The sequence below is a fragment of the Leptospira tipperaryensis genome (assembly GCF_001729245.1).
Classification (GTDB): Bacteria; Spirochaetota; Leptospiria; order Leptospirales; family Leptospiraceae; genus Leptospira; species Leptospira tipperaryensis.
Map to the genome: position 1 here is coordinate 1,435,212 of NZ_CP015217.1, position 25,499 is coordinate 1,460,710.

Below are 25,499 nucleotides of genomic sequence, written 5' to 3' on the forward strand. Positions count from 1 at the left end.
TCCGTTCCGAGGTGGGAACGGACCGGATCCGTTTTTGAAAGATCATTTCGATTTTAACAATCTTTCAAACGCGGATAATTTCTTTCCATAAAGGTAACAAGCGTCGGCCGGCACGAGTCCCGTTTCCTCTTGGATCATTTGCGGATAGTATTCGTCTCGCCGTCGTAATCCTCTCCGTCCGCGGTTCCAAGTCCCATAAGCACACAATCACAATCCCGTACAAGAGATTTCAAAAGTTTTTTTCGATTGGAATCGCTTACGGTCAAGAGTATGGATTCCGCGATTTCAAGCCGAACATGAAAATCGGATTCCTTTTCGAATCTTTTTAATAAATCATTTTCCATGTTTGGGTCGAGTTGGGAAACTCTTGTAAATCCTACTTTGGAAGTTTTGATCCGCATCTAAATTTTTTAGGCGTTTGCAATTCCGATTTCATAAAAGATCTCAAGAATGCGGAATAGGAATTGAATCCCACCGCAAGCCCGATGGAAAGAACGGAACGATCCTCTTCTTCCAGGAGCATCTTTTTGGCTTCTACAATTCGAAATTCGTTTACATACTCGTTAAAACTTTTGCCGATGAATTCGTTTAACAAAGCGGAAAGACAGTGTACGGAAAGTTTCATTTCCGAAGCCAAGGTCGGAAGACGAAGTTCTTCGTCCAAGAAAACGTGTTCTTGATTCATCAACCGTTCCAACTTTTGTTTTTCTTCTTCCAAATCCAAACCTTCCAAAAGAGAATATTTTTTCTCTTCTATCGCCGCATTTTTGAATACGAACGTTTCTTGTCCGATCGAAATCGTTTTGCTGTCTCGTTCCGATTTTTGCAAATCGCGAAGATAGGAATTCGGAGTTTCCAAAAAAGAAAAAATCCATTTCCAATCCGGAACCAGAAATAATCCCAGAACCAAAAAGAGAAGGGGTTCGGAGGAAAGAAGAATTCCGAAAGCTGAGATTAAAACAAGCGTTTGATTGGGATCGATTTGATAAGAAAGAGAATTGTTTTGTTTCATAGAAGACCTCGCTTTCGAAAGAGAAAAATTTTCTAACTAGTATTTTATCTTTCTTTTGAAGTCGATTCGGCCGGATCTATAAATGAATACGAAAAATGACGGAGGGATTTATCAACCCGATCTTTTTTTTCGATATTCCTTCGGAGTTTTTCCCGTAAAACGAAGAAAGGCTTGGTTGAAAGAAGACTTGGAATTGAAACCGACTTCGTATGCGATCGAAAGAATCGTACGTTTCGGTTCTTTGAGAAGAATTTTTCGTGCCTCTGCGATTCTATATTGATTGATAAAACTCGGAAAATTCATCTTTATCTTCTCGTTTAAAAATTCGGAAAGCTGATGGCTCGTAAGAGAAACGGAATCGGCGAGTTCCTTTAGAGTTAGGTCTTCCTGTTTGTAGAGTTGATGTTCTTCCATAAATTCATTCAATTTTTTTTGAATAAAGTCCATATCCACGCCGATCAAAAGAGAACGTTCGTAACGATTCTTTCTTACTTCTTGGATAAACAAGGCCAGAGATTCCGGATTCCCAACTGAAAAAAGATACAACTGAATCAGAAGAATGCTAATCAGAACAGCTCCGGTTTTTAAGAGAGTAAAATTTAAAGAATAGTGTCCGTAGATGAGAAGGAGGGTCGCGATCAAACGAAACGGAATCAAAAAAATTCCGAGACGAAACGCCGGTAAAATAGGAGCCGTTTTTGAATTTCGAAAGTAGATCCAAAAAAGATAAAGATTATAACCGGTAAGACAAAACGCCGAAAAATACACGAGAAAATTGATCGGATCCAATACGTTCCGATACCAGAGATCGGAAACGATTCTTCTTTGTTCTTCGTTCGTTTTTAGAAAGAAAGAAATTTCAAAAAGAAGAATTAGAATCAAAGGAAGCAGATGTAATCCTTCTTTCCATCCGAAAATAAATTTTTCCTTTAAGAGAGAGTTTGTGTAATAGTGTTCGATAGGACCGTAAACTGCGAGAGAGATCGGAAGAAGGAGGATTCCGATCGGAAATTGAAAAATCCAGCCGCTAAAAAAACCGGAGAGAATACACTGGGTGATTCCAATCGAAGTAAAAAGTGCGGAAACAAAAAATGTCTGAAGGTTTTTTTCTCTGAGCGCGGGGTAACGGCCGAGTCCCATGAGCAAACCGAGTCCGCCTCCGAATTGAATCAAGGCTTCCGCAAAAGAAGAATAAAATTCTAACATAGACGATGACGATAGAAAACCAATCGAATCAAACTTACAAGTGATTTTGGATATTTTAAAAAAAGTCAATTTCTTGCTTTTTATCCAAAGCCATCTTCCTTTTTATACGATTCAACGACCTGGACCGTTTAAAGAAGTATTCTTAGACTCGGATGAATAAAGGAGTCAAGAATATGAAAGATGAGATAGAACTTGTTCCCGCGACGGCGGGGAAAATGTTTCGATTCGGCGATTTACCAAAACAAGAAGGAGCGGGCTCCGGACCTAAGTCGCAATTTTATTTTAGAAAACTAAAAATGTTTTTATCTTCCGAAGGTTGTTTTGTTTTTCTTTTATCTTTGATTCAATTTACGCATATCCTTGATTTTATGATCATGATGCCTTTGGGAAGGAACTTTGAAAACCAGTTCCAAATCAGTCCGAAAGAATTTTCGATTTTGATTTCCTCCTATACATACAGCGCATTTTTTGCCGGAATTTTGAGTTCTTTGTTTATCGATCGATTCCATCGAAGGACTTCGGCCCTCTTTTTGTATTCCGGTTTTATACTGGGAACTCTTCTTTGTGGAATTGCAAATTCCTATTGGATCTTATTTGCGGGAAGAATTCTCGCGGGAGCCTTTGGAGGAATTATCAGCTCAGTTCTTTTTTCCTTTGTGGGAGATTTGATACCGGAAGAAAGAAGGGGAAGGGCGACCGGAGTGATCATGGCTGCGTTTTCGGCATCAGCGGTGATCGGAGTTCCCGTGAGTTTGAAAATTTCCAGTCTCTTTGGATGGAATGCGATTTTTCTTTCAATCGTTTGTATCAGTCTTTTGATTCTTCTCGCGATGTTTTTGATTCTCCCCAAGATCTCCATACAACGAGAGAAAGGAGAATCCAATCTTCGCGTTTTAAAAGAGATCGTTCGTTCGAAACGTTATCTGCCATCGTATCTTTTCATTGGTTCTGTGATTCTCGGCGGATTTACTGTGATTCCGTTTTTTGCCCCTTATCTGGAAAGAAACGTGGGCGTTTCCAAGGATCACCTTTCTCTCATCTATTTGATCGGAGGATCGATTACTTTTTTTTCTGCACGTCTGATCGGATCGCTTTCCGATCGTTACGGAAAAAAGAGAATGTTTTACATCTTAGTTCCGCTCGCTTGTATTCCGATTCTTTTTTTCACAAATTTGAAATCGGGTTCGATCGTGCTGATAATCATTTGTACGAGCGGTTTTTTCGCTCTGGTTTCCGCACGTTTGATTCCGGCGATGGCGCTCATCACTTCCAGCGCGGATCAGAAAGAAAGAGGGCGATTTATGACGATCGTTTCCGCGATACAAAACCTCGCTTCCGGAATCGGAGCTTCGATCGGAGGCGCGGTTCTTACCGTCAAGGACGTTCATTCTCCGTATCAAAATTTCGAATTGGTTGGGATTTTCGCCGTGGCGTTTAACGTTGCCGCTCTTTATTTTGCGTCCAAGGTCTACACTCCTTTAGAATATTCAAAATTTGGAATCAATGGTAAAAATCTATGAGAAAAGAATTTTTAGTAAGACTGGGCGCGTATTCCGCAGTCATGGCCGGAATTCTGCGTTGTTTCGCTTCGTTTGCCGGAGAATTTTTATCCGGTTTCTATTTAGAGATCCTCTATTCCGCTACTGATATTTGTATTCTCTTTGCGGTCCTGGGTTTCTACTTTCGATATTACGAAGGCTTAAAACGACTCGCGTGGATCGGGTTTGTGTTTTGTATGATCGGGATCGGACTTTTGATTGGACCGGATGAATCCGCCTCTGGTTGGAACGTCTATCCTTACGGAGCGGGAATCCTTTCTTTTGGTTTGATTCTGATCGGAATCGATTCATGGAAATGGAATATTCTTGCAAAATGGATTCCGAGTTTTTGGATGCTTTCGGTTCTTCTTGGTTCGGTCGGTTTTTTATTGAGTGGAGGTACTTGGTTGTTTGCGATCGCCGGAGTTTTGTTCGGGATAGGTTTTATTGGAATGGGTTTTTCACTTTTGGGGTCTCTTCCCAGTTCTAAGTTAGAATTGGATGCTTGAGTAACTGGAAGCAGTTAAGATTTTTTGGATGTTTCTTTATAGTTATATCGCTTGAACGAAAGTAGTCGTTTCGCTCCGAGAAATATTCCCGGAGTGAAACCATTTTCCGAACCTCAATAGAAACCGAATCCTAATTCATTTGAATTGGATGCAGCTCCTCCGATTCCCCCGAGTAAGCCGGATCCAAAAATCACTGTCGATGGAGCCAAAGGATTGTTTGTAAAGGGGGTAGCTCCCCCAACGGAATGATAGATACGCACTTGATCGATGGCGCCGCCTACGAGTAGATCCGGAAGACCGTCTCCGTTCACGTCGCTTGTTCCAAAGGGGATTCCTGGACCGTTGATTGTGGAATTGATTCCGTAGGCCGAACCTGCAACCATATTGATATCAGCTAACGTTGTATCCCGAGTCGCAGCCGCGGCCGCTGGCATCATAAATACGTGAACGGTATTCGGCCCTGCATTCGACGAAGCCATGATGACATCGGATCTTCCGTCCAAATCCAAGTCTTTTACTGAGAGCGAGCCTCCTAAGAACTGTCCATTGATTGCATTCCCACCCAGAAATGCGCGGTGTGCCGCACCTACGGTCAATGGTGTTCCGATTCCACCGCCCCCGGCAGAAAAGAAGACAACCACTCGACCCTGCTGGTTGACGTTTGGATTTCCTACTTGGATAAAGAAAGGAGCTCCACCTGTCACGTCGGCAAAACCATCTCCGTTTACATCACTCGCCGCGACTGTGTATCCGAGTTGCGCCGCGCCTCCGGGAACTCCTACTGCTACAGGCGCGTTTCCGGTATTGTTCGTGATGGTGTGCACGGTCGCTGTTAAACCTGCTGCGCCGCCGTAATACGTATAAATTCTTCCCCAGTTGAGTCCCCCGCCGGCATAACCTGCATTGAAAATATAACCAGGGGCCCCGACGACGAGGTCATCCTCGTTGCCCCCGTTGATATTTCCTGTCGCAAGGGAGAATCCAAATTTTTCATTCGCAGCGCTTCCTGTTTTGAAAGAAGAAGCTCCGCCTCCGCCTGCAGTAACGGTCGCAGTCGCAATTCCTGTGGCTCCCGCAGAATGGAAGACGTAAGCTCTTCCCATGGATCCGTTATAACTCGGGGCTCCGACAATTAAGTCCGTAAACCCGTCTCCATTGATATCGCCTGTTGCCAAAGCGTCTCCAAAACGATCGGCTGTCGCGTTCGTCCCGGTAAGAGTGTTGTTAGCAAAAGCCGCAAAAGATGTGACTACCCCCGCAGTTCCAGAAGAATAGAATATATAAACTCGGCCATTGTTGGTTCCCGCGCTCTGAAATTGAGGAGAGCCGATTGCAACGTCGGCAAATCCGTCCCCATTAAAATCTCCCATCGTGGCGGTCTTACCAAATTGAGACGCTGCTGTTCCGATGATGATTCTACTCGCAAATTGCGCGTTGGTAATCGTAATTCCTGCAGCCCCAGAAGAATGAAAAATATACGCCAATCCTTGACCATATTCGGGAGCAACTAAATCCACATAACCATCTCCGTTGATGTCTTTGTTCGTTCCTTTTCTAAAGGTGACCGTAGGTGATACCGTTGTATTGTTCGCCGAGTCCGTGGCCCTAACCTGAACCGTATGTTGGGAATTTGGTTTCCAAGTGAGAGCGCCCGTCGGGATAGCGAATTTCCAGTTATTTGTTCCTGTGGCCAGTGCGTAGGCACCTCCATCCAGAGAAACTTCCACAGTTGCAATGGTTCCTGCATCGGTGACGGTTCCATTGATAAACCCGCTTTCCAAAATGCTTTTATTTTTTACGTTTTGAATCACGACACCCGGTGGAGTTACATCCAATGCTGCCCCTGTTTGGAAAGTCCAACTATAGGGCGCTCCGATTGGATTTCCTGCAAGATCTTTGGCGCCGACCGTGATCGTTGCAGTATGCCAGGTTCCGAATGCAAGGAATGCGCTTGGAGTAAACGAAGCCGTTGTTCCCGTGCAATTTACAGTTCCCGCCACCGGGCCTCCGTCATTGAGAGTAAACGTCGCCGTTGTTAAGGATGGGCAATCGATAGCCTCACTGAACGCAACGGAAACGACCGTGTTTGTCGCGACTCCGGTAGTTCCGTTTGCCGGCGCTGCAATAGAAATGGAAGGTGCGGTTGTATCCGGCGCTGCTCCCGTTGTGAAACTCCAAGTGAATGGAGCCGTAAGAGAATTTCCGGCAAGATCTTTAACCGCAACGGAAATTGTTGCTGTGTATGTTGTTCCAAACGCTAAAGTTGCGGTCGGGGTAAACGTCGCCGTCGTTCCCGAACACCCAACGGTTCCCGCGACAGGCGCTCCGTCGTTTAAGGTAACGCTTGCAGTAGTGATCGTCGCGCAATTCAACGATTCACTGAATGCAATACTAAGAATGCTATTTACCAAGACGTTGGTTGTCGCGACGGTCGGACTTACAAAAGAGACGGTCGGCGGAGTCGAGTCCGGGGCTGCACCTGTTGTAAAATTCCAGGAATACAAAGCGGTGATTGAATTCCCAGCGAGATCTTTTGCTGCAACAGTAATGTTTGCTGTATAGAGAGTGTTGTATCCTAAGGCTGCGGTCGGAGTGAACGTAGCAGAGGTTCCAGCGCAGGTTACCGTTCCGGGAACAGCAGCACCTCCGGTTAACGTAAAACTTGCTGTCGTAATCGTTGCGCAGTTCATTGCTTCGCTAAAAACCGCGCTTACGCTCGTATTGATTCCAACTCCGGTAAGGGTGTTCGCAGGAGTTACCAAGGAAACTGTCGGAGCCGTTGTATCCGGGGCCGCGTTCGTTGTAAAACTCCAAGAGTATGGAGCCGCAAGAGAATTTCCTGCAAGGTCTTTGACCGCCGTTGAAATGGTCGCAGTATAAGTGGTCCCATAGGCCAAGGCGGCGGCCGGGGTAAATGTTGCGGATGTGCCCGAACAACCAACGGTTCCTGCGATCCCGCTTCCATCACTTAAAGTAACGTTAGCCGTCGTGACCGTCGCACAATTCAAGGCCTCGCTAAATGAAATACTCAGAGATCCGTTGATTGAAAATCCGACAAAGGTATTTGCCGGACTTACAAAAGAAACCGTTGGAGCCGTTGTATCCGGAGCCGCGCCTGTTGTAAAACTCCAAGAATACAAAGCAGGGACAGAATTGCCCGCGAGATCTTTTGCCGTCGTGGTGACGTTTGCAGTATAGGTAGTATTGTATCCTAAGACTGCGGTCGGAGTGAACGTAGCAGAGGTTCCAGCGCAAGTTACCGTTCCTGGAACGGCTGCTCCTCCAGTTAACGTAAAACTTGCAGTAGTAATCGTTGCGCAGTTCATTGCTTCGCTGAAAACCGCGCTTACGCTCGTATTGATTCCAACTCCGGTAAGAGTATTTGCAGGACTGACTAAGGATATGCTTGGTGCAGTTACGTCTGGACCCGCTCCCGTTGTAAAACTCCAAATAAAAGCTGCTGCAAGAGAATTTCCTGCAAGGTCTTTGACTGCCGTTGAAATGGTCGCAGTGTAAGTCGTTGCATAAGCGAGTGGGACAATCGGTGTGAATGTAGCAGCAGATCCAGAGCATCCGACGGTTCCTGCAATTGCAGTTCCATCGCTTAGAGATACGCTCGCGGGAGTGATCGTAGCACAATCGACGGCTTCACTGAAAGCAATACTCAAAGATCCATTGACTGAAAATCCGATAGAACCGTTTACGGGGTTGATAAAAGAAACCGTAGGCGGTGTAACGTCCGGCGCAGAACTCGTGGTAAAATTCCAGGCATACAATGCTGGAATCGCGTTTCCCGCTAAATCTTTAGCACCCGTTGTAATTCTTGCTGTATAAGCAGTATTGGGCGCAAGAGTCGCAGCCGGTGTGAATGTGGCTGCGGTTCCACCGCAAGTTACGGTTCCTGGGATTGCCGCTCCATTATCCAACTGGAATGTAGTATTGTCGATAGTAGTGCAATTTACGTTTTCACTGAATGCAACACTTACCGAAGTGTTATTGGGAACGGCTGGATTACCATTGCTCGGAGTCGTCAAAGAAACCGCCGGAGCCACTGTATCCAATATGGCCGCAGTCGTGAAGCTCCAAATCAGATCTTCCTTGAGAGCAATTCCGCTCGTAGATTTAATTTCTTTCGCAATTGTAACGGTGTAGGTTGTGGAAGCGGACAAGGGAGAATTCGGAGTGAATACAACAGAAGTTTCATTCATCGTAAAACTTCCCGGAATGATAGTTCCTCCTTGTTTTAGAAAGAATGTGGAAGCTGTTACAGATAAAGAATCTAAGGGAGCGCTAAAAGTAATTTGGACAGACGTATTCAAAGAAATTCCAGTTACACCGGATCCCGGTGTGATTTGTGAAACTGAAAAAAGATCCGATTTATTGGTCAGATCGAAATAAGCGAGAAAAGGTAAATTATTCTTATTTCCGTATGCGCAACTTACACTTACGAATACGACCAGAAAGGAAAGAATTGTTTTCATCAATGTTTTCATACCAACTTCTCCAACAAAACCGGTTTTCCGTATCTGGTATTCCCGGCATTTCATCGGTTGAGAATATCATAAAATAGGATTCATCGTCCCTTTGAGTTATAACATGAATAAGTTTCGAAAGCCTATGCATCTCCCCCTCAAAAACTTTTCAAAATCAATAATAGGAACGGTTTATTATGAAATGATGATATTACTCCCATCGGTTTAGTTGCGTTTAAAAAGAATCTCCGAACAATCGGGTCGCGAGAAGAAAGAAATGTTATTCAGTTTATAATTTGAAAATATCGAAAGCGGAGAGTAAGGTGCGTGATGGCTCTCGGGTAAAATGAATTGTTTTGAGAAAAAATGATTAGGTTCTAAGGATCAAAATGAGGGACGAAATATTTGAATGGCCAATTTCGTTTTGTTAAGACAAAGAACGCGACTAACGTTATTTTGAAGAAGAATTTTCAATTCGAGGACAACTCAAATAAGAGCCTGTCCTAAAACGGTAGACTGTGGGAACTCCTTCGCTTCGATCCACGGAACAATCTCTCGAAAATCGAAGGATCGCAAAACGTAAGGCTTTTGTAGGAACTATTACAAAATTTCTTTCCAGTTCTGGGACAAGCTCTAAAAAATAAGTCTGAGAATAACAATAAAGCGTCTTTAGATTCTATAGAATTTTTTATACTTTTTTAAGGTAACGGCTTACGTTTGGAAATTTTCTCTGAGCGAAATTGAAGAATCTTCTAAATTGGATTTCAGGTTTTCTTCGGTTTTGATTCCAATGAGGAAGGTTTAAAATGAGATTCTTCTAATTATATTTTTTCCATTGCTCGAAATCAAAAAAGCTTAGAACACGCAAATGCCCTTTTGCGTGTTCTAACATATTCAAAATTCTTAATAAACGCTCGACCCAAACATGTTGGAACCGGCGCCACCGGTCAACCCGGAGCCGTCGATGATTCCGGAAGCGGACGCGGGTGCATTCGTGCTCAATCCGGTTCCGGAGGAATGAAAGATATACGCTCTTCCCTGAAAGGAGTTGTACCCCGGAGAACCGACCAGTAGATCCGGAAAACCGTCTCCGTTCACGTCTCCCGTTGCAAGTCCCCAGCCGTAGAGATCCCCCAAAGGTCCGGTCATCGTAAGCGTGGCCGTTCCTGCGTTGGTAAATCCGAGAAGAGGGGTCATGAAGATCGAAACAAGTCCTTGGGCTGGAGCGTTTGGAGTTGAGTTTGCGATTACGTCAGCTTTTCCGTCATTGTCCAAATCTCTCGCTGCCAAAGAAAAGCCGAAGTGATTGTCTATCGTGGTTCCTTGGATGATAAAAATCGCACCGCCTAAACCGGCGCTGGTAGAAATTCCAGCGCTCGTAGAAGAAGAAGTATAGACGACGACGTGTCCTCTTCCTCCGTTTAGAAACGGAGCGCCTCCGATAAGATCGGCATAACCGTCTCCACTCACGTCCGCTACGGCGATGGAGAATCCGAATTGATCCCCTACGGTTCCGGATCCATTTGTAAGAGTGCTCGATACGGCCCCGAGTCCGGTTCCACTTCCGTGGAAGATCGAAACTCTTCCTCTTTGGCCGTTGTAACCGTAAGAACCAATCGCGATGTCCGCGTAGATGTCTCCGTTGATATTTCCCGACGCCAAAGAATTTCCAAAAAGATCATTGGACGCAGAGCCTGTTAGAGTACAACTCGCGGTGGCTACGCTTGAATCCGTGATGCCGGCGGCTCCGGTAGAATGAAAGATATAGACCTTTCCCCGAGAAGTCGTAGCGTTGGGAGCTCCTACGATGAGATCCGCGTACCCGTTTCCATCCACGTCTCCCGCTTCTATAGCGCTTCCGAATCGCTCTCCGGCCGCGCCTCCGTCGATTCTTACCGAAGCAAAGGCGACAAAGGAAATACTCACTCCCGCGCTTCCCGAAGAATAAAACGCATAGACTCTTCCCGCGGAAGCGCTGGCTCCGGGAGCTCCTACGATCACGTCCGCGTATCCGTCTCCGTTGAGATCTTCTAAGGCCACGCTCCTTCCAAATTCTTCGGCTACCGTTCCTACAATATAACGATTTGCTAAATTTGCATTCGTAGTAGTAATCCCTCCGGTTCCGGAAGAATGAAAGATGTAAACGAGACCTTGTCCGTATTCTCCACTTACAAGATCTACGTATCCGTCACCGTTCACGTCCTTGTTGGTTCCTTTTCTTACTTGTGCGGAAGCGACGGAAGAAAAATTTCCGGACGTATCCTTGCTTCGAGCGGTAATTGTATGTTGGGAACCGATCGACCAAGTCGCAGCGCCCGAAGGAAGTTTGAAATTCCAAGTCGTAGTACCGGAGGCGGTGGTATAAGCCCCGCCGTCGATGGAGACTTCTACGAGAGAGACTCCGCCCGCGTCCGAAGCGGTTCCGATCACAAAACCGGTTTCAACAAGACTCTTATTTACAAAATTCTGAATTACAACTCCGGGATTCGTTGTGTCCGGAAGAGCTCCCGTAGTAAAACTCCAACTATAATTGGATGCGATCGAATTGTTCGCTAAATCTTTGGCTCCGATAAGAATCGTCGCAGTGTAGGAACTCCCCGGAAGAAGGCTTGCACTTGGAGTAAACACCGCATTGGTTCCGGAACAAGAGACGGTTCCCGGGACGCCGGCTCCGTTACTCAGAGTAAAGGTAGCCGTCGTAAGAGTTGTACAATCCATTCCTTCGCTAAACGCGGCCGTGATAGTCGTGCTCGTCGCAACTCCCGTGGAAGAATTGATCGGATTGACTATGGACACGGTCGGAGCCGTAACGTCCGGCGCGGAACCGGTAGTAAAGGACCAGACAAAAGAAGACACGATAGAATTTCCCGCGAGGTCTTTTACCGCGGTTGTGATCGTAGCCGTATAAGACGTGTTAAACGATAGAGCCGAAGTCGGAGTGAAGGTCGCGGTGGTGGAAGAACAGCCTACGGTCCCGGCCGCGGCGGATCCGTTGTTCAGAGTAAAACTCGCGCTCGTAACCGAACCGCAGTTTAAGGTTTCGCTGAATGCGACGCTGATCACTCCGTTCACGCTAAATCCTGTAGAAGAATTCAGTGGATTTGTAACGGAAACGGTCGGAGGTGTAGAATCCGGAGCCGATCCCGTCGTAAAACTCCAGTTATAATTGGAAACGATCGAATTTCCGGCGAGATCCTTTGCGGCAGTAGTAATCGTCGCCGTATAAGAAGTGTTATACGATAAAGTCGCGCTCGGAGTAAAAGTTGCGGAAGTCCCGAGACAACTTACGGAACCCGCCACGGCAGAACCTCCGTTGAGAACAAAGCTTGCGGTCGTAAGAGTTGTACAATCAACAAATTCGCTAAAAACCGCGCTCACACTCGTGTTCACACCGACTCCCGATAAAGAATTGGAAGGTGACACTAAAGAAACAGTCGGCGGAGTTATATCCGGAGCCGATCCGGTTGTAAAGCTCCAAGAGAAAGGCGCTGCGAGAGAGTTTCCCGCAAGGTCCTTTGCCGCGGTCGTGATCGTTGCCGTATAACTTGTGTTATACGATAAATTTGCAGTTGGATTAAAAGAGGCGGTCGTTCCAAGACAAGAAACCGTACCAGCAACCGCCGATCCGTCGCTTAGGACAAAGCTCGCCGTCGTCAAAGTTGTACAATTGAGAGTTTCACTAAACGCAACCGCGAGAGAACCGTTGACCGCAAAACCGACGGAGGCGTTCGAGGGACTCGCGAAAGAAACAGTCGGAGGTGTAGAATCCGGAGCCGATCCCGTCGTAAAATTCCAACTAAAAGCGGAAGTGATCGGATTGCCTGCGAGATCTTGGGCGCCGACCGAAATTGTAGCCGTATAACCCGTGTTAAACAAAAGACTGGAAGAGGGCGTAAACGTAGCTGTGGAGCCTGTGCAGGTAACCGTACCGGGAACGGCGGCGCCATTGTTTAATTGAAACGATGCGGAGTTTAAGGAGGCGCAGTTCATCGTCTCGCTAAACGCAACGCTGACGGACGAGTTTACCGGAACCGAAATTGCCGAACTCAAAGGAGTTGTGAGAGAAACGATCGGAGCTAACGTGTCCGCACTCGATGCGGTCGTAAAACTCCATAAAAAATCTTCCGCAAGAGAAGACCCATCCGCGGCTTTGAGATTTTTAGAAAGAATCACCGTATAACTTGTGTTAGAAGCGAGCGCCGAAGCGGGGGTAAGGACAACTCCCGCGTTTGTAGTGTTGAAACTTCCCGGAATCGGAGTGGCTCCTTGGAGTAAACGAAAGGCGGACGAGTTGATCGAGGAAGAATCCAGATTATGATTGAAGCCGACTTGAATCGAAGTATTCAGGGGAACGCCGTTTACGCTGGAGCCCGGACTGATTTGAGAAACTCCGAAGGGAACTGTGGGAGATCCTCCTTTGAAATCAAGATAAGAGAAAATAGGAGGGAGGCTGTTCGAACCCCGATCCAAGCAATTCAACAAACCGGAAAAAGATAAAACGAAAATGAAGGATAAGGATAAAATTTGTTTCATAAAAAAGCTCCCCATTGGTCTGCAACGACTCTTGAGACTGAATATAGTAGCACATTTATAACGAAGCTCCGTGATTGCATTATAACTCGATAAAATGAGAAAATACAAAGTGAAGATACGATCTATTTAAGAATGGGCTAAGGATGCATTTCGTATGGGAGAAACGCCGATTTGAAAATAAAAGATCGAAAACGTAATAAAAAGGGAGTTATAAAAAAAGAAGATATTTTTTTCCATTGCGTTGTTAAGCGAAATCAAAACTTTCTAAACCCGCTTTTGATGTATCGTTCGAGCGCTTCTAAAAAAGTTCTGCCGGAGTCGGGTCCGGCCTGAAATCCTTCCTCAAAAATCGAAACCGAGGTTTTTGAAACAGAAGAAGGAAAGAAAAATGGAACCCGGAATCTAAGAACAAAGCGGGAATAAGCCTATACAAACGAGGATCTTTCCGCCATTTGGTGAAAGGGAATCCCGTTCGCTCATGCCTCAAAAATATAGAATTTTTGTTTTCACGAGTCTTTTAGCGCTTTTAGGAAATACTTTTTCTCTTGCAGCGCAAGGACTTCAGAACACACCGAGCGTAAGAATTCCCCTGGATGAAGGTAAGAGACTCGATCCGGGACAACTAGCGGAAAAGAAGGAAGGGTTGTATGTAACCGCGCTTCCACTTTTTAGTTCCGATCCGGTTCGCGGACAAGGGGGAGGAATTAGGGCAAGTTTCTTTTTCAACGGGAAGAAGGAGGATCCGTATTTCGAATACGAACCCTATCGAAGTAAACTTACCGTTCAACTCTTTCAGACAAACCAAGGAGTGAAGAATCATTTTATTCAATTTGATTCTCCTTATATCTTCAACACTGCGTTTCGTTGGAAAAGTAGCCTTGGGTTGGATTACAATCCCAATTCTCAATACTTTGGAATTGGGGAATCCTCTCTACATTCACTTTCTTATCGTCCGAGAAATCAACCTGGGATGCCTCTGGTAAACAACGCAAACTTCGACGACTATGAAAATTCTCAAAGCTACATACGTCCGTCCAGAGCCGGTTCCGAGATCACTCCGACTGTGAGCGATCAGGGGTACAATCAGTATTTATTCAATTCGACGACTTTGTTTAATAGTATCGACTTTACGTTTTGGAAAGCGTTCAAATGGGTCGTAGCCAATGAGATTTCAAAGAATATCATTCGCCATTCCGACGGACAATGGAATCCGTCAAAGGATCCTTATCTCGCGGGAAGTATTTGGGAGACATCCGTTCCCAATGGAGAATCTAAACTTACCGAAGACTATCACGCCGGCAAGATCAAGGGATATAACGGCGGAGAGATTATTTATATGAGAGCGGGAATCGCATACGATACGAGAGACTTTGAACCCGATCCGGATCGAGGAATCTTAATCGAGATGAACGTGGCTAACGTGTCCAAAAGAACGGGTTCCGATTTTAACTATAACAAACTTTTCTTTCAAACAAAGTATTTCTATAAATTATTTCCAAGTGTATTCGAAGAATTGGTTTTCGCAACGAGAGGAGCGTTAGGCTACACATCCTCGGGAGCTCCATTTTCTGAAGTCCGATATATGTGGAGTTTGGACGGTCCAATGACCGGGATCGGAGGTCTTCAGACGATGCGGGGATACAGACAGGATCGATTTGTCGCGCCGATGGTCGGTTTTGGAAGCGCGGAGCTTCGATGGAGATTTGTCACCTTTCGGATCGGAGAACAACTCTTTACGATGAGCTTGGTTCCTTTTTTCGACGTGGGAAGGGTTTGGAATTCCGAAAAACATCTGAACCTGGTCGGTTATAAACATTCTTACGGAGGTGGTCTGAGAATTATTTGGAATCAAGCCACTGTGATCTTACTCGATTTTGCAAAGTCAAAAGAAGACACACAAATGTTTTTAGATTTTAGTCACGCATTTTAGAATATTCTAATATAGATTTTAAAGACCCGCTTTGTCAAGAGCTGATCTTTCTTTGTTAAAAAGATTATTTTTTCTTCTTCTTTTATAACAGTCCCGATTTTCACTTCCTTGTTGTCCAAAACCTTCTACGCTAACTGGAGACGATTGTTATCGATTACTTTTGAAGAGTCGACTTGGATTGGCTTCCGAAGTAAGCGACGAATAGACACGATGTATTTGAGAGTCGAGCGATAGAAAGGAAGAATGATACTTTTGCAATGCCACCGGAATTCTTTTTCAGCTTAAAAATTCCCGAAAGAATTTTTGAAATATTAAGAATTCTTAATTTTCCTTCCACTCCCCGCAAATTCACAAAATAGAGTTTTGCCGCCAGTGAATTACCTCTCACAAAGAAATCTGCTTTTTCTAAGATCCAGTGAGGAGTTTTGAATCTGAGAATGGCAGATTATAAACTTCTACAGCGTTGGGACGGCTCTTGGAGATAGAAACTTCTCTCCCTTCTTCGTGGATTTGAGATCAAAACGTGTCGAATCTTAAGGAAAAAAGAATACAAAATCTAAATTTTGCTTAAAATATAAGCTCTTACAAATTTATGTATTAAATTTTAAACAACAATTTTAAAAACTGCTTGCATAATGGGCTTAATTTAGGAAATTCTAATTGAGGGTACGACCATGCTTCTGACCAATTACCAGACAGAATCTTTCTATGATGAAATGTTTTCCCCGGAAGGCGGGATTCGCCAGAGTTATCATTTTCTAAAATCGAGAATCGAAACCATGGATGATCGGGAATTGGTCCGAAGAAAGACGAGCGCCGAAAAGGCTCTTCTTTCCCTCGGAATCACTTTTAATGTTTATGGGGACGAGGAGGAAGAGGAAAGGATTATGCCTTTCGATATCATTCCTCGAATCATCACCGCACACGAGTGGAGAAAGTTGGAAGAGGGTCTGAAACAAAGAACAAGAGCTCTCAACCTTTTTATCAACGATATCTACCACGATGAAAAGATCATCAAGGACGGGATCGTTCCTGCGGAATACGTCTATTCTTCTCCCGGTTATCTTAAAGAATGCAAAGGAATCAATCCTCCTCAAGGAACTTGGATTCATATTTCGGGAACCGACTTGGTCCGCAACGGAGATGGTACCGTTCACGTTCTCGAAGACAATCTCAGATGTCCTTCCGGAGTTTCTTATGTATTAGAAAATCGTGAAGTGATGAAAAAAACTTTTCCGGAACTTTTCGCAAGTCTTTCCGTACGTCCTACTTATGATTACCCGATTCGTCTTCGTGGGATGCTCGAATACATGAGCGGTAAATCCAATCCTTCGATCGCGGTTTTAACTCCCGGGATCTATAACTCCGCCTATTACGAACATTCTTTCTTAGCGCAAAAGATGGGAGTTCCTCTTGTGGAAGGAAGCGATCTTGTAGTCAAAGACGAAAAAGTTTACATGAGGACCACTCGCGGACTCAAGATCGTTGACGTGATCTACAGAAGGATCGACGATTCTTTCTTAGACCCTCTCGTCTTTAACAAGGATTCTCTCTTAGGAGTTCCCGGAATTTTTGAGGCGTATAAAAAAGGAAACGTAGCGATCGCAAATGCTCCCGGAGCCGGCGTTGCGGACGATAAGGTTTTATATACTTTTGTTCCCGCGATGATCAAATACTATCTGGGTGAAGAAGCGATCATTCCTAACGTTCCTACCTATCTTTGTTCGAACGAAAAAGATAGAACATACGTAAAAGAGAATATAGAAAATCTCGTAGTAAAGGCGGCGAACGGAGCCGGGGGTTACGGGATGTTGATCGGTCCTCGTTCCAGCAAAAAGGAACAGGAAGAATTCCGCGGACTCATCGATCAGAATCCGAGAAATTATATCGCGCAACCGGTCCTCAGTCTTTCCAGAGTTCCCACTCTGATTGAGGACAAATTGGAAGGAAGACACGTGGATCTTAGGCCGTTTATTCTCTACGGAGAAGACATCTATGTGATGCCGGGCGGTTTGACTCGTGTTGCCCTTAGAAAGGGATCTCTTGTGGTCAACTCCTCTCAAGGCGGCGGATCCAAAGATACCTGGGTGATGGGCGAAGGCTAAAACGATACACATAAATCAGAACGAGAGAGGTTGCTATGCTGAGCAGAGTAGCTGAGTCCGTATATTGGATGAACCGATATATGGAGAGGGCGGAGAATTATTCCCGCTTCATTGACGTAAATTTCCAATTGTCCCTGGATCTAAACGAAGACGTAAACAGACAGTGGATGCCTCTCGTGTTTACAACGGGTGACAACGAGCTCTTTCAAAAAAAGTTCGCGGACGCCGCCTCGAAAGAAAACGTGATTCATTTTATGACCTTCGATACTGATAATCCGAATTCGATTATCAATTGTCTGGTGCGCGCGAGGGAAAACGCGAGAACGATCCGTGAAAATATTTCCACTCCGATGTGGGAAGTGATCAACGAATTCTATCTCAACTTTAAATCGAAAAAACATTTTTCCGATACGGATCTTTCCGCGTTAGGCGAGTTCTTTAAGACAATCCGAAATCAATGTCTTTTGTTTTACGGGTGTCAAGAAGCTACGATCTCTCAAGACGAGGTCTGGTATTTTGCTCAGCTCGGAAGATTTTTGGAAAGGGCCGATAAAACCGCGCGTATCTTGGATATGAAGTATTTTATTCTTCTTCCTTCGCACGACGTGGGTTCGAATTTGGATCTTCTTCAGTGGCTTTCTCTTTTAAAATCCACGAGCGCTCACGAGATGTTCAATCGGATCTATCAAAAGATCACTCCTAAAAACATCGCTGAATTTTTGATTCTTGATAGACAGTTTCCGAGGGCGGTTCGTTTTTCCCTCAGAAAAATTTTTGAAAGTTTAAAACTTCTAAGCGGAACCGATATGGACGAGTATTCTTGCGAAGCCGAGAAGAGGGTCGGAGTTTTGTTATCCGAACTCAGTTATACTTCCGTCGATGAAATTTTCAGTTCCGGAATGCACGAATATCTGGATCGTCTTCAGCTTCAGATCAACGGGATTCACGATCGTATCGACGAACGTTATTTTCGATTGTAATCGATAGTTTTTTTGGAATCGAAATTTAGGCGGAAAACATTCTATGTCCATTCGAGTCGCTCTTACGCACGAAACGATCTATCAATATGATAGAAAGATTACGCTTTCTCCTCATGTGATTCGTCTTCGTCCGGCGCCGCATTGTAAAACAAATATCGTTTCCTATTCCTTAAAAGTGGAACCTGAGAAACAATTTTTAAATTGGCAACAGGATCCTTTTGGAAATTTTCAGGCGAGGCTTGTGTTTCCGGAAAAGACGGACAAACTGAGCGTGCTCGTCGACCTCGTAGTCGATATGAAGGTGATCAATCCCTTCGACTTCTTTGTGGAAGCTTATGCCGAGGATTATCCTTTTGAATATGAGGAAATTCTAAAGTTAGAATTGGCTCCGTATTTGACTCCTTCCGAAAACGGAACACTCTTGCAATCATATCTCAAGGCATTAAGAGCGGACGGGATCACCGAGAAAAAAAGAATCATCGACTTTATCGTGGAACTAAATCGAAGAATTTCGTCTGACATCGGTTATATCATTCGTTTGGAGCCGGGGGTTCAGACCTGCGAGGATTCTCTTCAAAAAAGAACGGGTTCTTGCAGGGATTCTTCTTTTTTACTCGTTCAGATTTTGAGACATTTCGGTTTAGCGGCTCGTTTTGTTTCCGGTTATCTCATTCAGTTGAAAGCGGATCAAACTCCTTTGGAAGGTCCTAAGGGACCGGAAAAAGATTTTACCGATTTACATGCTTGGGCCGAAGTTTTTCTTCCCGGCGCGGGTTGGGTGGGAATGGATCCTACTTCCGGACTTCTTACAGGAGAAGGGCACATTCCGTTAGCCGCCACACCGGAGCCTATGAGCGCGGCGCCTATTTTTGGTTATGCGGACCCCGCAGAGACTACGTTCGGTTTTAGAATGGAAGTCGAGAGAATTTTAGAAAGTCCTCGTGTCACTCTTCCTTATGCGGAATCCAAATGGACCGATATTCTGAGAAGAGGAAAGGCCCTCGATCATAAGATTCGAGATCTTGGATTAGAAATTTCGATCGGCGGTGAACCTACGTTTATTTCCGATAAGGATCGAGAAGGAGCTGAATGGAATCACGAAGCCTTAGGAGAAGAAAAATTTAAACTCTCCAAAGAACTCATGTATCGTCTCAAGAAGGATTTTACTTCCGGTTCTCTTTTGCAATTTTCTCAGGGTAAATGGTATCCTGGAGAACCTCTTCCTCGCTGGAGTATGAATTGTTTTTGGAGAAAAGACGAAGTCGCGCTCTGGAACGAGGATTCTCTTTTGATCGACACTCCGGATTCTCCAAAAAAGAAAAAGGAAGAGATCGACGCTCACAAAGCCTCGGAAACTCTCGCGTGCGCGATTTGTAGAACACTCGGAATCGATCTTTCTTATATGATTCCGATGTATGAGGATAATCTTTATTATCTTTGGAAAGAGGCCAATCTTCCGTTTGAACTCGAAAAAAAACTCGCGACCGCATTCGATACTCTCGAAAGACAGAGGTTGTTGAAGGTCTTGGATAAGGGTTTTAAAAAAGAAGTGGCCTTTGCTATTCCAGTATATTATAATTATTTAAAAAATGAATGGGAAAGTTCCGTTTGGAATTTTAGAAGAGAAAAACTTTTTTTAATTCCTGGAGATTCCCCGGCGGGTCTTCGAATCCCGTTTTCTTCCATCAGTGATCGTTTTCGAGAGATTCCGGAATTTACTTCGATTGAAAAAAAACCGAATCTTCCTTCTCGGAAAGTTTTGGAGGATAAGATTCGAAAGAGGGTGGATACGCCGCCAAAGATGTTTAGCGAAAAGGAATTGCCGATTCAGTCCACGCTCGTCGTGGAAGTGAGGGACGGAGTTCTTCACGTATTCTTACCTCCGGTTCCATCTTCGGATGTTTGGGTGGATCTTATCGCCAGCGTAGAACAAGCGACTCTTGCTTCCGGTTTTCAAGTGCGTCTCGAAGGTTACGAACCCGCGAGAGACGAAAGAATCGGATTTTTTAGAATCACTCCGGATCCGGGTGTGATCGAAGTGAATCTACATCCTTCGACTTCGTTTGCAGAACTCGAAAACAAAACTAAAATTCTTTATGAAAGAGCCCTCGAAACAAAACTCAGCACTGAAAAATTTCAAGTGGATGGAAGAGCCTCCGGAACCGGAGGAGGAAATCATATCACAGTAGGAGCTTTGACTCCGGAAGAAAGTCCGTTTCTAAAAAGACCGGATCTCTTGAGAAGTCTTGCGACCTATTGGCAACACCATCCGTCTCTTTCTTATTTGTTTTCCGGTTTGTTTATCGGAACTACTTCTCAGTCTCCAAGGATGGACGAAGGAAGAGAAGAAATTCTTTATGAGTTCGAGGTTGCTTGTAGACAAGTCGACAACTTAGAGAGCGTTCCTCCGTGGCTTATCGATCGTCTTTTTAGAAATCTTCTCGTGGATATCACGGGCAACACACATCGTTCGGAGATTTCCATCGATAAACTTTATTCTCCAACCGGATCGACGGGCCGTTTGGGTCTTGTGGAATTTCGTGCGTTTGAAATGCCGCCTCACTACAAGATGAGCGTAGTCCAACAGATGTTTGTTCTATCATTGTTGTGCCGCTTTTGGGAAAAACCTTACAAACATCCGCCGATTCGAAGAGGAACCGAACTTCACGACAAATATCTTCTACCTTTTTATGTTTGGGAGGATTTTAAGGATGTTCTCAAGGATCTAAAGGAACACGGTTATCCTTTTTACGAAGACGACTTTATTCCGTTTTTTGAATTTAGATTTCCTGAATATGGTCATATTCAAAAAGATACGATCAAGATCGAAGTAAGGATGGCCTTGGAACCCTGGGATGTTTTAGGAGAAGAGGCTAATTCTTTCGGAACTTCCAGAGCCGTTGACGCCGCCTTGGAAAGAATTCAGGTAAAAGTGGAAGGCTGGATTCCGGAACGTTATATTCTTTCCTGCAACGGCTACGAGGTTCCTCTTCGAGCTACGGGAAAAAACGGAGAAGCGGTCGCCGGAGTTCGTTTTAAAGCCTGGGCTCCCGTTTTTACTCTACACCCGAATCTTCCGATCACCAATCCTTTAGTCTTTGATCTCTGGGACACTTGGAGCGAACGGTCCATCGGAGGTTGTAAATATTTTATTTCCCATCCGGGTGGTAGGTCTTACGATACGTTTCCGGTAAATTCTTTCGAGGCTGAGAGCAGAAGAATCAGTCGCTTTTTGGATCAAGGACATACGGCCGGTGCGACAAGTCGTCCGAAAAATCTTGCTCATCCACATTCTCCCTATACCTTGGATTTGCGTTTGGCGCCGGGTCCGGGTTGGAAAAAAAAGACTTCGTAAAGAATCGCCAAAATGTACGGACTTTGAAAAATGGTTCAGAATTTTATGGTCAACCCAGCCAACGCGAGATTGAACCTTCGAGAAGGATATAACCCGAATCCGTCTATTTATGACGAATTGTATGACGGAGAAGGCAAGCTCAGGTCTAAATACGAATTTTTAATCAACTCTTTAGAATCCTTATCTCAAGAAGAAATGGTTCGAAGAAAGAGAGATTCGCTTCGAATACTTCAAGAAAACGGTGTGACGTATAACGTCTACGAAGAGCCGGGGGCCGTTGAAAGACTCTGGTCCTTGGATCTTTTTCCCGTTCTTATGGAAAGTAAAGAATGGGAAGGAGTCGAAAGGGGGCTCATCCAAAGAACCGAACTTTTGGATGCTCTTTTTAAGGATGTCTATGGTCCTCGTAAGCTGCTCTATGATAAAAAAATTCCACCCGAGATTCTTTTTAGTTCTCCGGATTTTTTAAGACAGTGTAACGGATTCGGTCATTCGACTTCTAACGAACTTTGTTTTATGGCTTCCGATTTAGCGAGACAAGAGAACGGAAGTTTTGTCGTAATCGGAGATCGTATTCAAGCTCCGAGCGGGTCCGGTTATTCTCTGGAGAATCGAATCGTTCTTTCCAGAATTTTTCCTTCGATCTATAGAGACTCTCAAGTTCACAGAGTCGCGCTCTACTTTCGTTCTTTGAGAAAGGCCTTGCAATCCTTATCCAAGGTTCAAGAAAGAGAACCCGTCATCGTCTTATTAACTCCGGGCGCCGGGAATGAAACTTATTTTGAACACGCTTATCTCGCGGGTTACCTCGGCTTTACCCTCGCTCAAGCGGAAGACTTAACAGTAAGAAATAATTTTGTCTTTATCAAAACCGTCGAAGGTCTTCAACAAGTAGACGTGATCTTTCGAAGAGTCGTGGACTTATATATGGATCCGTTGGAACTCAAGGGGGACTCCCTTTTAGGTGTACCAGGAATTTTGAATGTGATTCGGGAAGGAAACGTCCGAGTCGCGAACCCGATCGGCTCCGGCTTTTTGGAGAACAGAGCGGTCCACCCGTTCTTATCCTCTCTTTGCAGATATTACCTTTCGGAAGATTTGATTTTGCCTAACGTAAGAACTCTCTGGATGGGAAATCACGAATCCAGACAAGAAGTGTTAGATTATCCGGATCGATTTGTATTCAAACGTGCGGTTCGAGATCCGATGGAACCTGGTGTTTTTCTTTCTTCTCTTCCTAACAGTGAAAAAGAGCAAATCTGGAAAAAACTCTTTGCTCATCCTGAGAAATACGTAGCTCAAGAAATCGTAAACGGTTCTACTTGTCCGGTTCTTTCGGGTGAGAATTTTATCCAAGGAAGATCTGTATTTCGAGCGTTTACGACTCTATCAGAAAACGGTTATATGACGATGTCCGGCGGTCTCGTAAGAGTGACCGAAAATCTAAACGATCTTGTTGTTACCAATCAAACCGGTGCGATTTCAAAAGACCTCTGGATTTTAGCTTCTGAAGAAAAAAAAGACGTCAGCTTACTTCCGGGGAAAACGGAAAGAATGCAGATCAAACGGAGCGGGGCCGGTATCCCGAGCCGCGTCGCCGACAATATGTTCTGGATGGGACGTTATGCGGAACGTTCGGAAAACCAAGCGAGATTGTTACGCGAAGTCATATTGAATATGATTCACATGGACGAGCCTTACGAGAAAGATCACGTTCAACTTCTTCTACAAACGGCCACTCACGTTATGGCGACCTATCCGGGATTCTTACAACTCAATTTGGAGGATCCTCTGAATGGTGCAAGAGAACAGATGTTCTCTCAAGTATTTTCCCAGCAACAGAGCGGAAGCATTCGTTCCGATTTGAACGCGTATGTAAGAGCTTCCAAGTCGGTAAGGGATCGACTTTCCGAAGACAGCAGATATATTCTTTCGATGATCGAAACTGACGATTCCTTTAAATACGGTTCTTACGATGAGATCTTAGAATATTTGATTCTTCTGATCACAAGACTCGCTTCTATGTCCGGTCTAGGAATCGAAAGCATGTCCCGGGAAACCGGTTGGTATTTTATGAACATCGGAAAAAGAATCGAAAGGGCGTCTTATACGATTCGACTCGTGAATACGGTTTTAAATCAATCCACTCTCTACAATAAGAGCATGTTTGAAGCCTTATTGAATATCAATGATATCAAGATCACTTATAGAAGACGATATCGTTATCGAATCGAGGCCGAGTCCGTTTTGGATATTCTTCTTTTTGACGAGACGAATCCGAGATCCTTGGCGTATCAGTTACGGAAACTAGGAGAATACGTTTCTTATCTGCCTCATTCCGAAAAAGAAGAGGCGACCGCGGAGGAAAGAATCGTTTCCGAGGTTCGAAACCGTTTTATCCAAGAAGACGCAAAACGTCTTTTTGAATATGTAAATCCTTCTTTGAGCATCGTAAGATGGTTAAACGATATAAACTATCAGATTGCGTCCTTGTCCGATTCGATCAGCGGGAGATATTTCCGTTACTTGGAAGAGCAGATCCAGCTTGGAGATTACAACGATGGCTGATTATACAGTTAAACACGTTACCCGATATAGCTACCAAGAGGAAGTTTCCCATTGTCACAATCTAGCGCATATGTGTCCCGGAACAAATCGTCATCAGGATTGTAAAGATCTAAAACTGAGAGTTCATCCGGGCCCGTCCGTTTCCGGTTATCGAAAAGACTACTTTGGAAATTTAGTATATTCGTTTTCCGTGGAGGACTCTCATCAATCTCTAGAGATCGTTTCCGAGAGTCGTGTCGCTACACATCCCGTGGATTACGGAAATCTAAATCATTCTCCGAGAGTTTCCGAAATTCCTACGCTGCTTGCCTCCTCACATCTAAGAGAAGATCTGGAAGCCTTGGAATATATTGCCGATTCCGCCTTCGCAATTCGAGATCCTCTCTTTGCAAAGTTTGCGATGGAGATGATGGATTTTGAAAAGCCGCTTTTACAGGCAGTTATGGATTATACGGTAAGGTTCTATCAATCGTTCGAGTTTAAGGCGGGCGCTACGACGATACAAACTCCGCCGGCCCAAGTTTTAAAAAATCGAAAGGGTGTCTGTCAGGATTTTACTCATCTATCGATTGCGACTTTGCGAAGTGTTGGAATTCCTTGTAGATACGTTTCCGGTTATATTGAAACCTTTCCTCCTCCGGGACAGGCTAAGCTTCAGGGATCAGACGCGTCTCACGCTTGGTTCTCCATTTATTCTCCGGGAATCGGTTGGGTGGATTACGATCCAACGAACGGAAAAATGTTAAGCGAAGAATACATTTTTACTTCTATCGGTCGAGATTTTGCCGATGTTTCCCCCTTAAAAGGAATTTTATTCGGCGGAGGAAAGCACAAGTTAAAAGTCGAAGTGGACGTGATCCGAGAGTAAGCAACACGAGATGACCTAAGACGTTTGAGTTAAGATTTCAAAGGTTGGCGTTTTGAGAGGAATTGAATTGTTGGAGTGTTTGTAGGAGGATTAGATACTTGCGAGATTTGCGTTCTTCTGTGTGAAGTCCTTGCGTTTATACGAACTTCGGATAGCTGCAAACGCGGAAGTTTTTTTCTTAAAATCCTCGCGTTTATACGAACTTCGACTAATTGCGAACACGGAAGTGTTTTCTTAAAATCCTCGCGTTTATACGAACTTCGACTAACTGCGAACGCGGAAGTGTTTCTCTTAAAATCCTCGCGTTTATACGAACTTCGACTAATTGCGAACACGGAAGTCTTTTTCTTAAAATCGCTGCGTTTATACGAACTTCGGCTAATTGCGAACGCGGATATCTTTTTCTTAAAATCGCTGCGTTTA

Annotated in this window: 13 protein-coding genes; 8 read left to right on the forward strand and 5 right to left on the reverse strand. The window is 44.5% G+C overall.

From position 1 onward, the window contains the following. Window positions 1–134: 134 nt before the first annotated feature. The 3 genes from A0128_RS06875 to A0128_RS06885 form a co-directional block, all read right to left on the reverse strand. Window positions 135–401, reverse strand: coding sequence for a hypothetical protein (locus A0128_RS06875; protein WP_069606833.1), 267 nt, complete (start codon window positions 399–401; stop codon window positions 135–137). Continuing rightward, complete coding sequence (locus A0128_RS06880; protein ID WP_069606834.1) at window positions 377–1,012, reverse strand: helix-turn-helix domain-containing protein; 636 nt, start codon at window positions 1,010–1,012, stop codon at window positions 377–379. Before A0128_RS06880 ends, A0128_RS06875 begins: the two co-directional genes overlap by 25 nt. Before the next feature lie 111 nt (window positions 1,013–1,123). Then, window positions 1,124–2,218, reverse strand: coding sequence for a helix-turn-helix domain-containing protein (locus tag A0128_RS06885; protein WP_069606835.1), 1,095 nt, complete (start codon window positions 2,216–2,218; stop codon window positions 1,124–1,126). Window positions 2,219–2,514: 296 nt separating this feature from the next. On the opposite strand from A0128_RS06885, the gene A0128_RS06890 reads away from it, so the two are divergent. Together A0128_RS06890 and A0128_RS06895 are read left to right on the forward strand one after the other, a co-directional pair. Further along, complete coding sequence (locus tag A0128_RS06890; protein ID WP_069609170.1) at window positions 2,515–3,738, forward strand: MFS transporter; 1,224 nt, start codon at window positions 2,515–2,517, stop codon at window positions 3,736–3,738. After that, on the forward strand, window positions 3,735–4,265 hold the full coding sequence (locus A0128_RS06895) for a hypothetical protein (protein WP_069606836.1): 531 nt from the start codon (window positions 3,735–3,737) through the stop codon (window positions 4,263–4,265). The genes A0128_RS06890 and A0128_RS06895 overlap by 4 nt, the downstream gene beginning before the upstream one ends. Window positions 4,266–4,378: 113 nt before the next feature. Here A0128_RS06895 and A0128_RS06900 read toward each other — a convergent pair whose 3' ends face one another. Beyond that, on the reverse strand, window positions 4,379–8,758 hold the full coding sequence (locus A0128_RS06900; protein ID WP_162274098.1) for an Ig-like domain-containing protein: 4,380 nt from the start codon (window positions 8,756–8,758) through the stop codon (window positions 4,379–4,381). An 882-nt stretch (window positions 8,759–9,640) separates the two neighbouring features. Next, on the reverse strand, window positions 9,641–13,270 hold the full coding sequence (locus tag A0128_RS06905; protein WP_245667207.1) for an Ig-like domain-containing protein: 3,630 nt from the start codon (window positions 13,268–13,270) through the stop codon (window positions 9,641–9,643). 478 nt (window positions 13,271–13,748) lie between these two features. Between A0128_RS06905 and omp85 the strand changes: the two genes are divergently transcribed. The 6 genes from omp85 (at window position 13,749) to A0128_RS06940 (ending at window position 25,076) form a co-directional block, all read left to right on the forward strand. Continuing rightward, window positions 13,749–15,200 carry an Omp85 family outer membrane protein gene (gene omp85 / locus A0128_RS06910; protein ID WP_069606838.1) on the forward strand — a complete coding sequence of 484 codons (1,452 nt, stop codon included), beginning with the start codon at window positions 13,749–13,751 and terminating at the stop codon, window positions 15,198–15,200. 674 nt (window positions 15,201–15,874) lie between these two features. Beyond that, window positions 15,875–17,305, forward strand: a complete 1,431-nt coding sequence (locus A0128_RS06920; protein ID WP_069606840.1) for a circularly permuted type 2 ATP-grasp protein — start codon at window positions 15,875–15,877, stop codon at window positions 17,303–17,305. 35 nt (window positions 17,306–17,340) lie between these two features. Further along, window positions 17,341–18,285, forward strand: coding sequence for an alpha-E domain-containing protein (locus A0128_RS06925; RefSeq protein WP_069606841.1), 945 nt, complete (start codon window positions 17,341–17,343; stop codon window positions 18,283–18,285). Between the two features lie 43 nt (window positions 18,286–18,328). Beyond that, a complete protein-coding gene (locus A0128_RS06930; RefSeq protein WP_069606842.1) occupies window positions 18,329–21,640 on the forward strand; it encodes a transglutaminase family protein in 3,312 nt (1,103 codons plus the stop codon). A gap of 30 nt (window positions 21,641–21,670) precedes the next feature. After that, window positions 21,671–24,208, forward strand: coding sequence for a circularly permuted type 2 ATP-grasp protein (locus A0128_RS06935; protein ID WP_156781786.1), 2,538 nt, complete (start codon window positions 21,671–21,673; stop codon window positions 24,206–24,208). Further along, entirely contained in the window at window positions 24,201–25,076 is an 876-nt protein-coding gene (locus A0128_RS06940) for a transglutaminase family protein (protein ID WP_069606843.1), read from the forward strand. The genes A0128_RS06935 and A0128_RS06940 overlap by 8 nt, the downstream gene beginning before the upstream one ends. Window positions 25,077–25,499: the final 423 nt, after the last annotated feature.

Coding starts and splice junctions, on each gene's coding strand:
- A0128_RS06875 (WP_069606833.1), bottom strand. CDS start 401: ATGCGGATCAAAACTTCCAAAGTAGGATTTACAAGAGTTTCCCAACTC.
- A0128_RS06880 (WP_069606834.1), bottom strand. CDS start 1,012: ATGAAACAAAACAATTCTCTTTCTTATCAAATCGATCCCAATCAAACG.
- A0128_RS06885 (WP_069606835.1), bottom strand. CDS start 2,218: ATGTTAGAATTTTATTCTTCTTTTGCGGAAGCCTTGATTCAATTCGGA.
- A0128_RS06890 (WP_069609170.1), top strand. CDS start 2,515: ATGTTTTTATCTTCCGAAGGTTGTTTTGTTTTTCTTTTATCTTTGATT.
- A0128_RS06895 (WP_069606836.1), top strand. CDS start 3,735: ATGAGAAAAGAATTTTTAGTAAGACTGGGCGCGTATTCCGCAGTCATG.
- A0128_RS06900 (WP_162274098.1), bottom strand. CDS start 8,758: ATGAAAACATTGATGAAAACAATTCTTTCCTTTCTGGTCGTATTCGTA.
- A0128_RS06905 (WP_245667207.1), bottom strand. CDS start 13,270: ATGAAACAAATTTTATCCTTATCCTTCATTTTCGTTTTATCTTTTTCC.
- omp85 (WP_069606838.1), top strand. CDS start 13,749: ATGCCTCAAAAATATAGAATTTTTGTTTTCACGAGTCTTTTAGCGCTT.
- A0128_RS06920 (WP_069606840.1), top strand. CDS start 15,875: ATGCTTCTGACCAATTACCAGACAGAATCTTTCTATGATGAAATGTTT.
- A0128_RS06925 (WP_069606841.1), top strand. CDS start 17,341: ATGCTGAGCAGAGTAGCTGAGTCCGTATATTGGATGAACCGATATATG.
- A0128_RS06930 (WP_069606842.1), top strand. CDS start 18,329: ATGTCCATTCGAGTCGCTCTTACGCACGAAACGATCTATCAATATGAT.
- A0128_RS06935 (WP_156781786.1), top strand. CDS start 21,671: ATGGTTCAGAATTTTATGGTCAACCCAGCCAACGCGAGATTGAACCTT.
- A0128_RS06940 (WP_069606843.1), top strand. CDS start 24,201: ATGGCTGATTATACAGTTAAACACGTTACCCGATATAGCTACCAAGAG.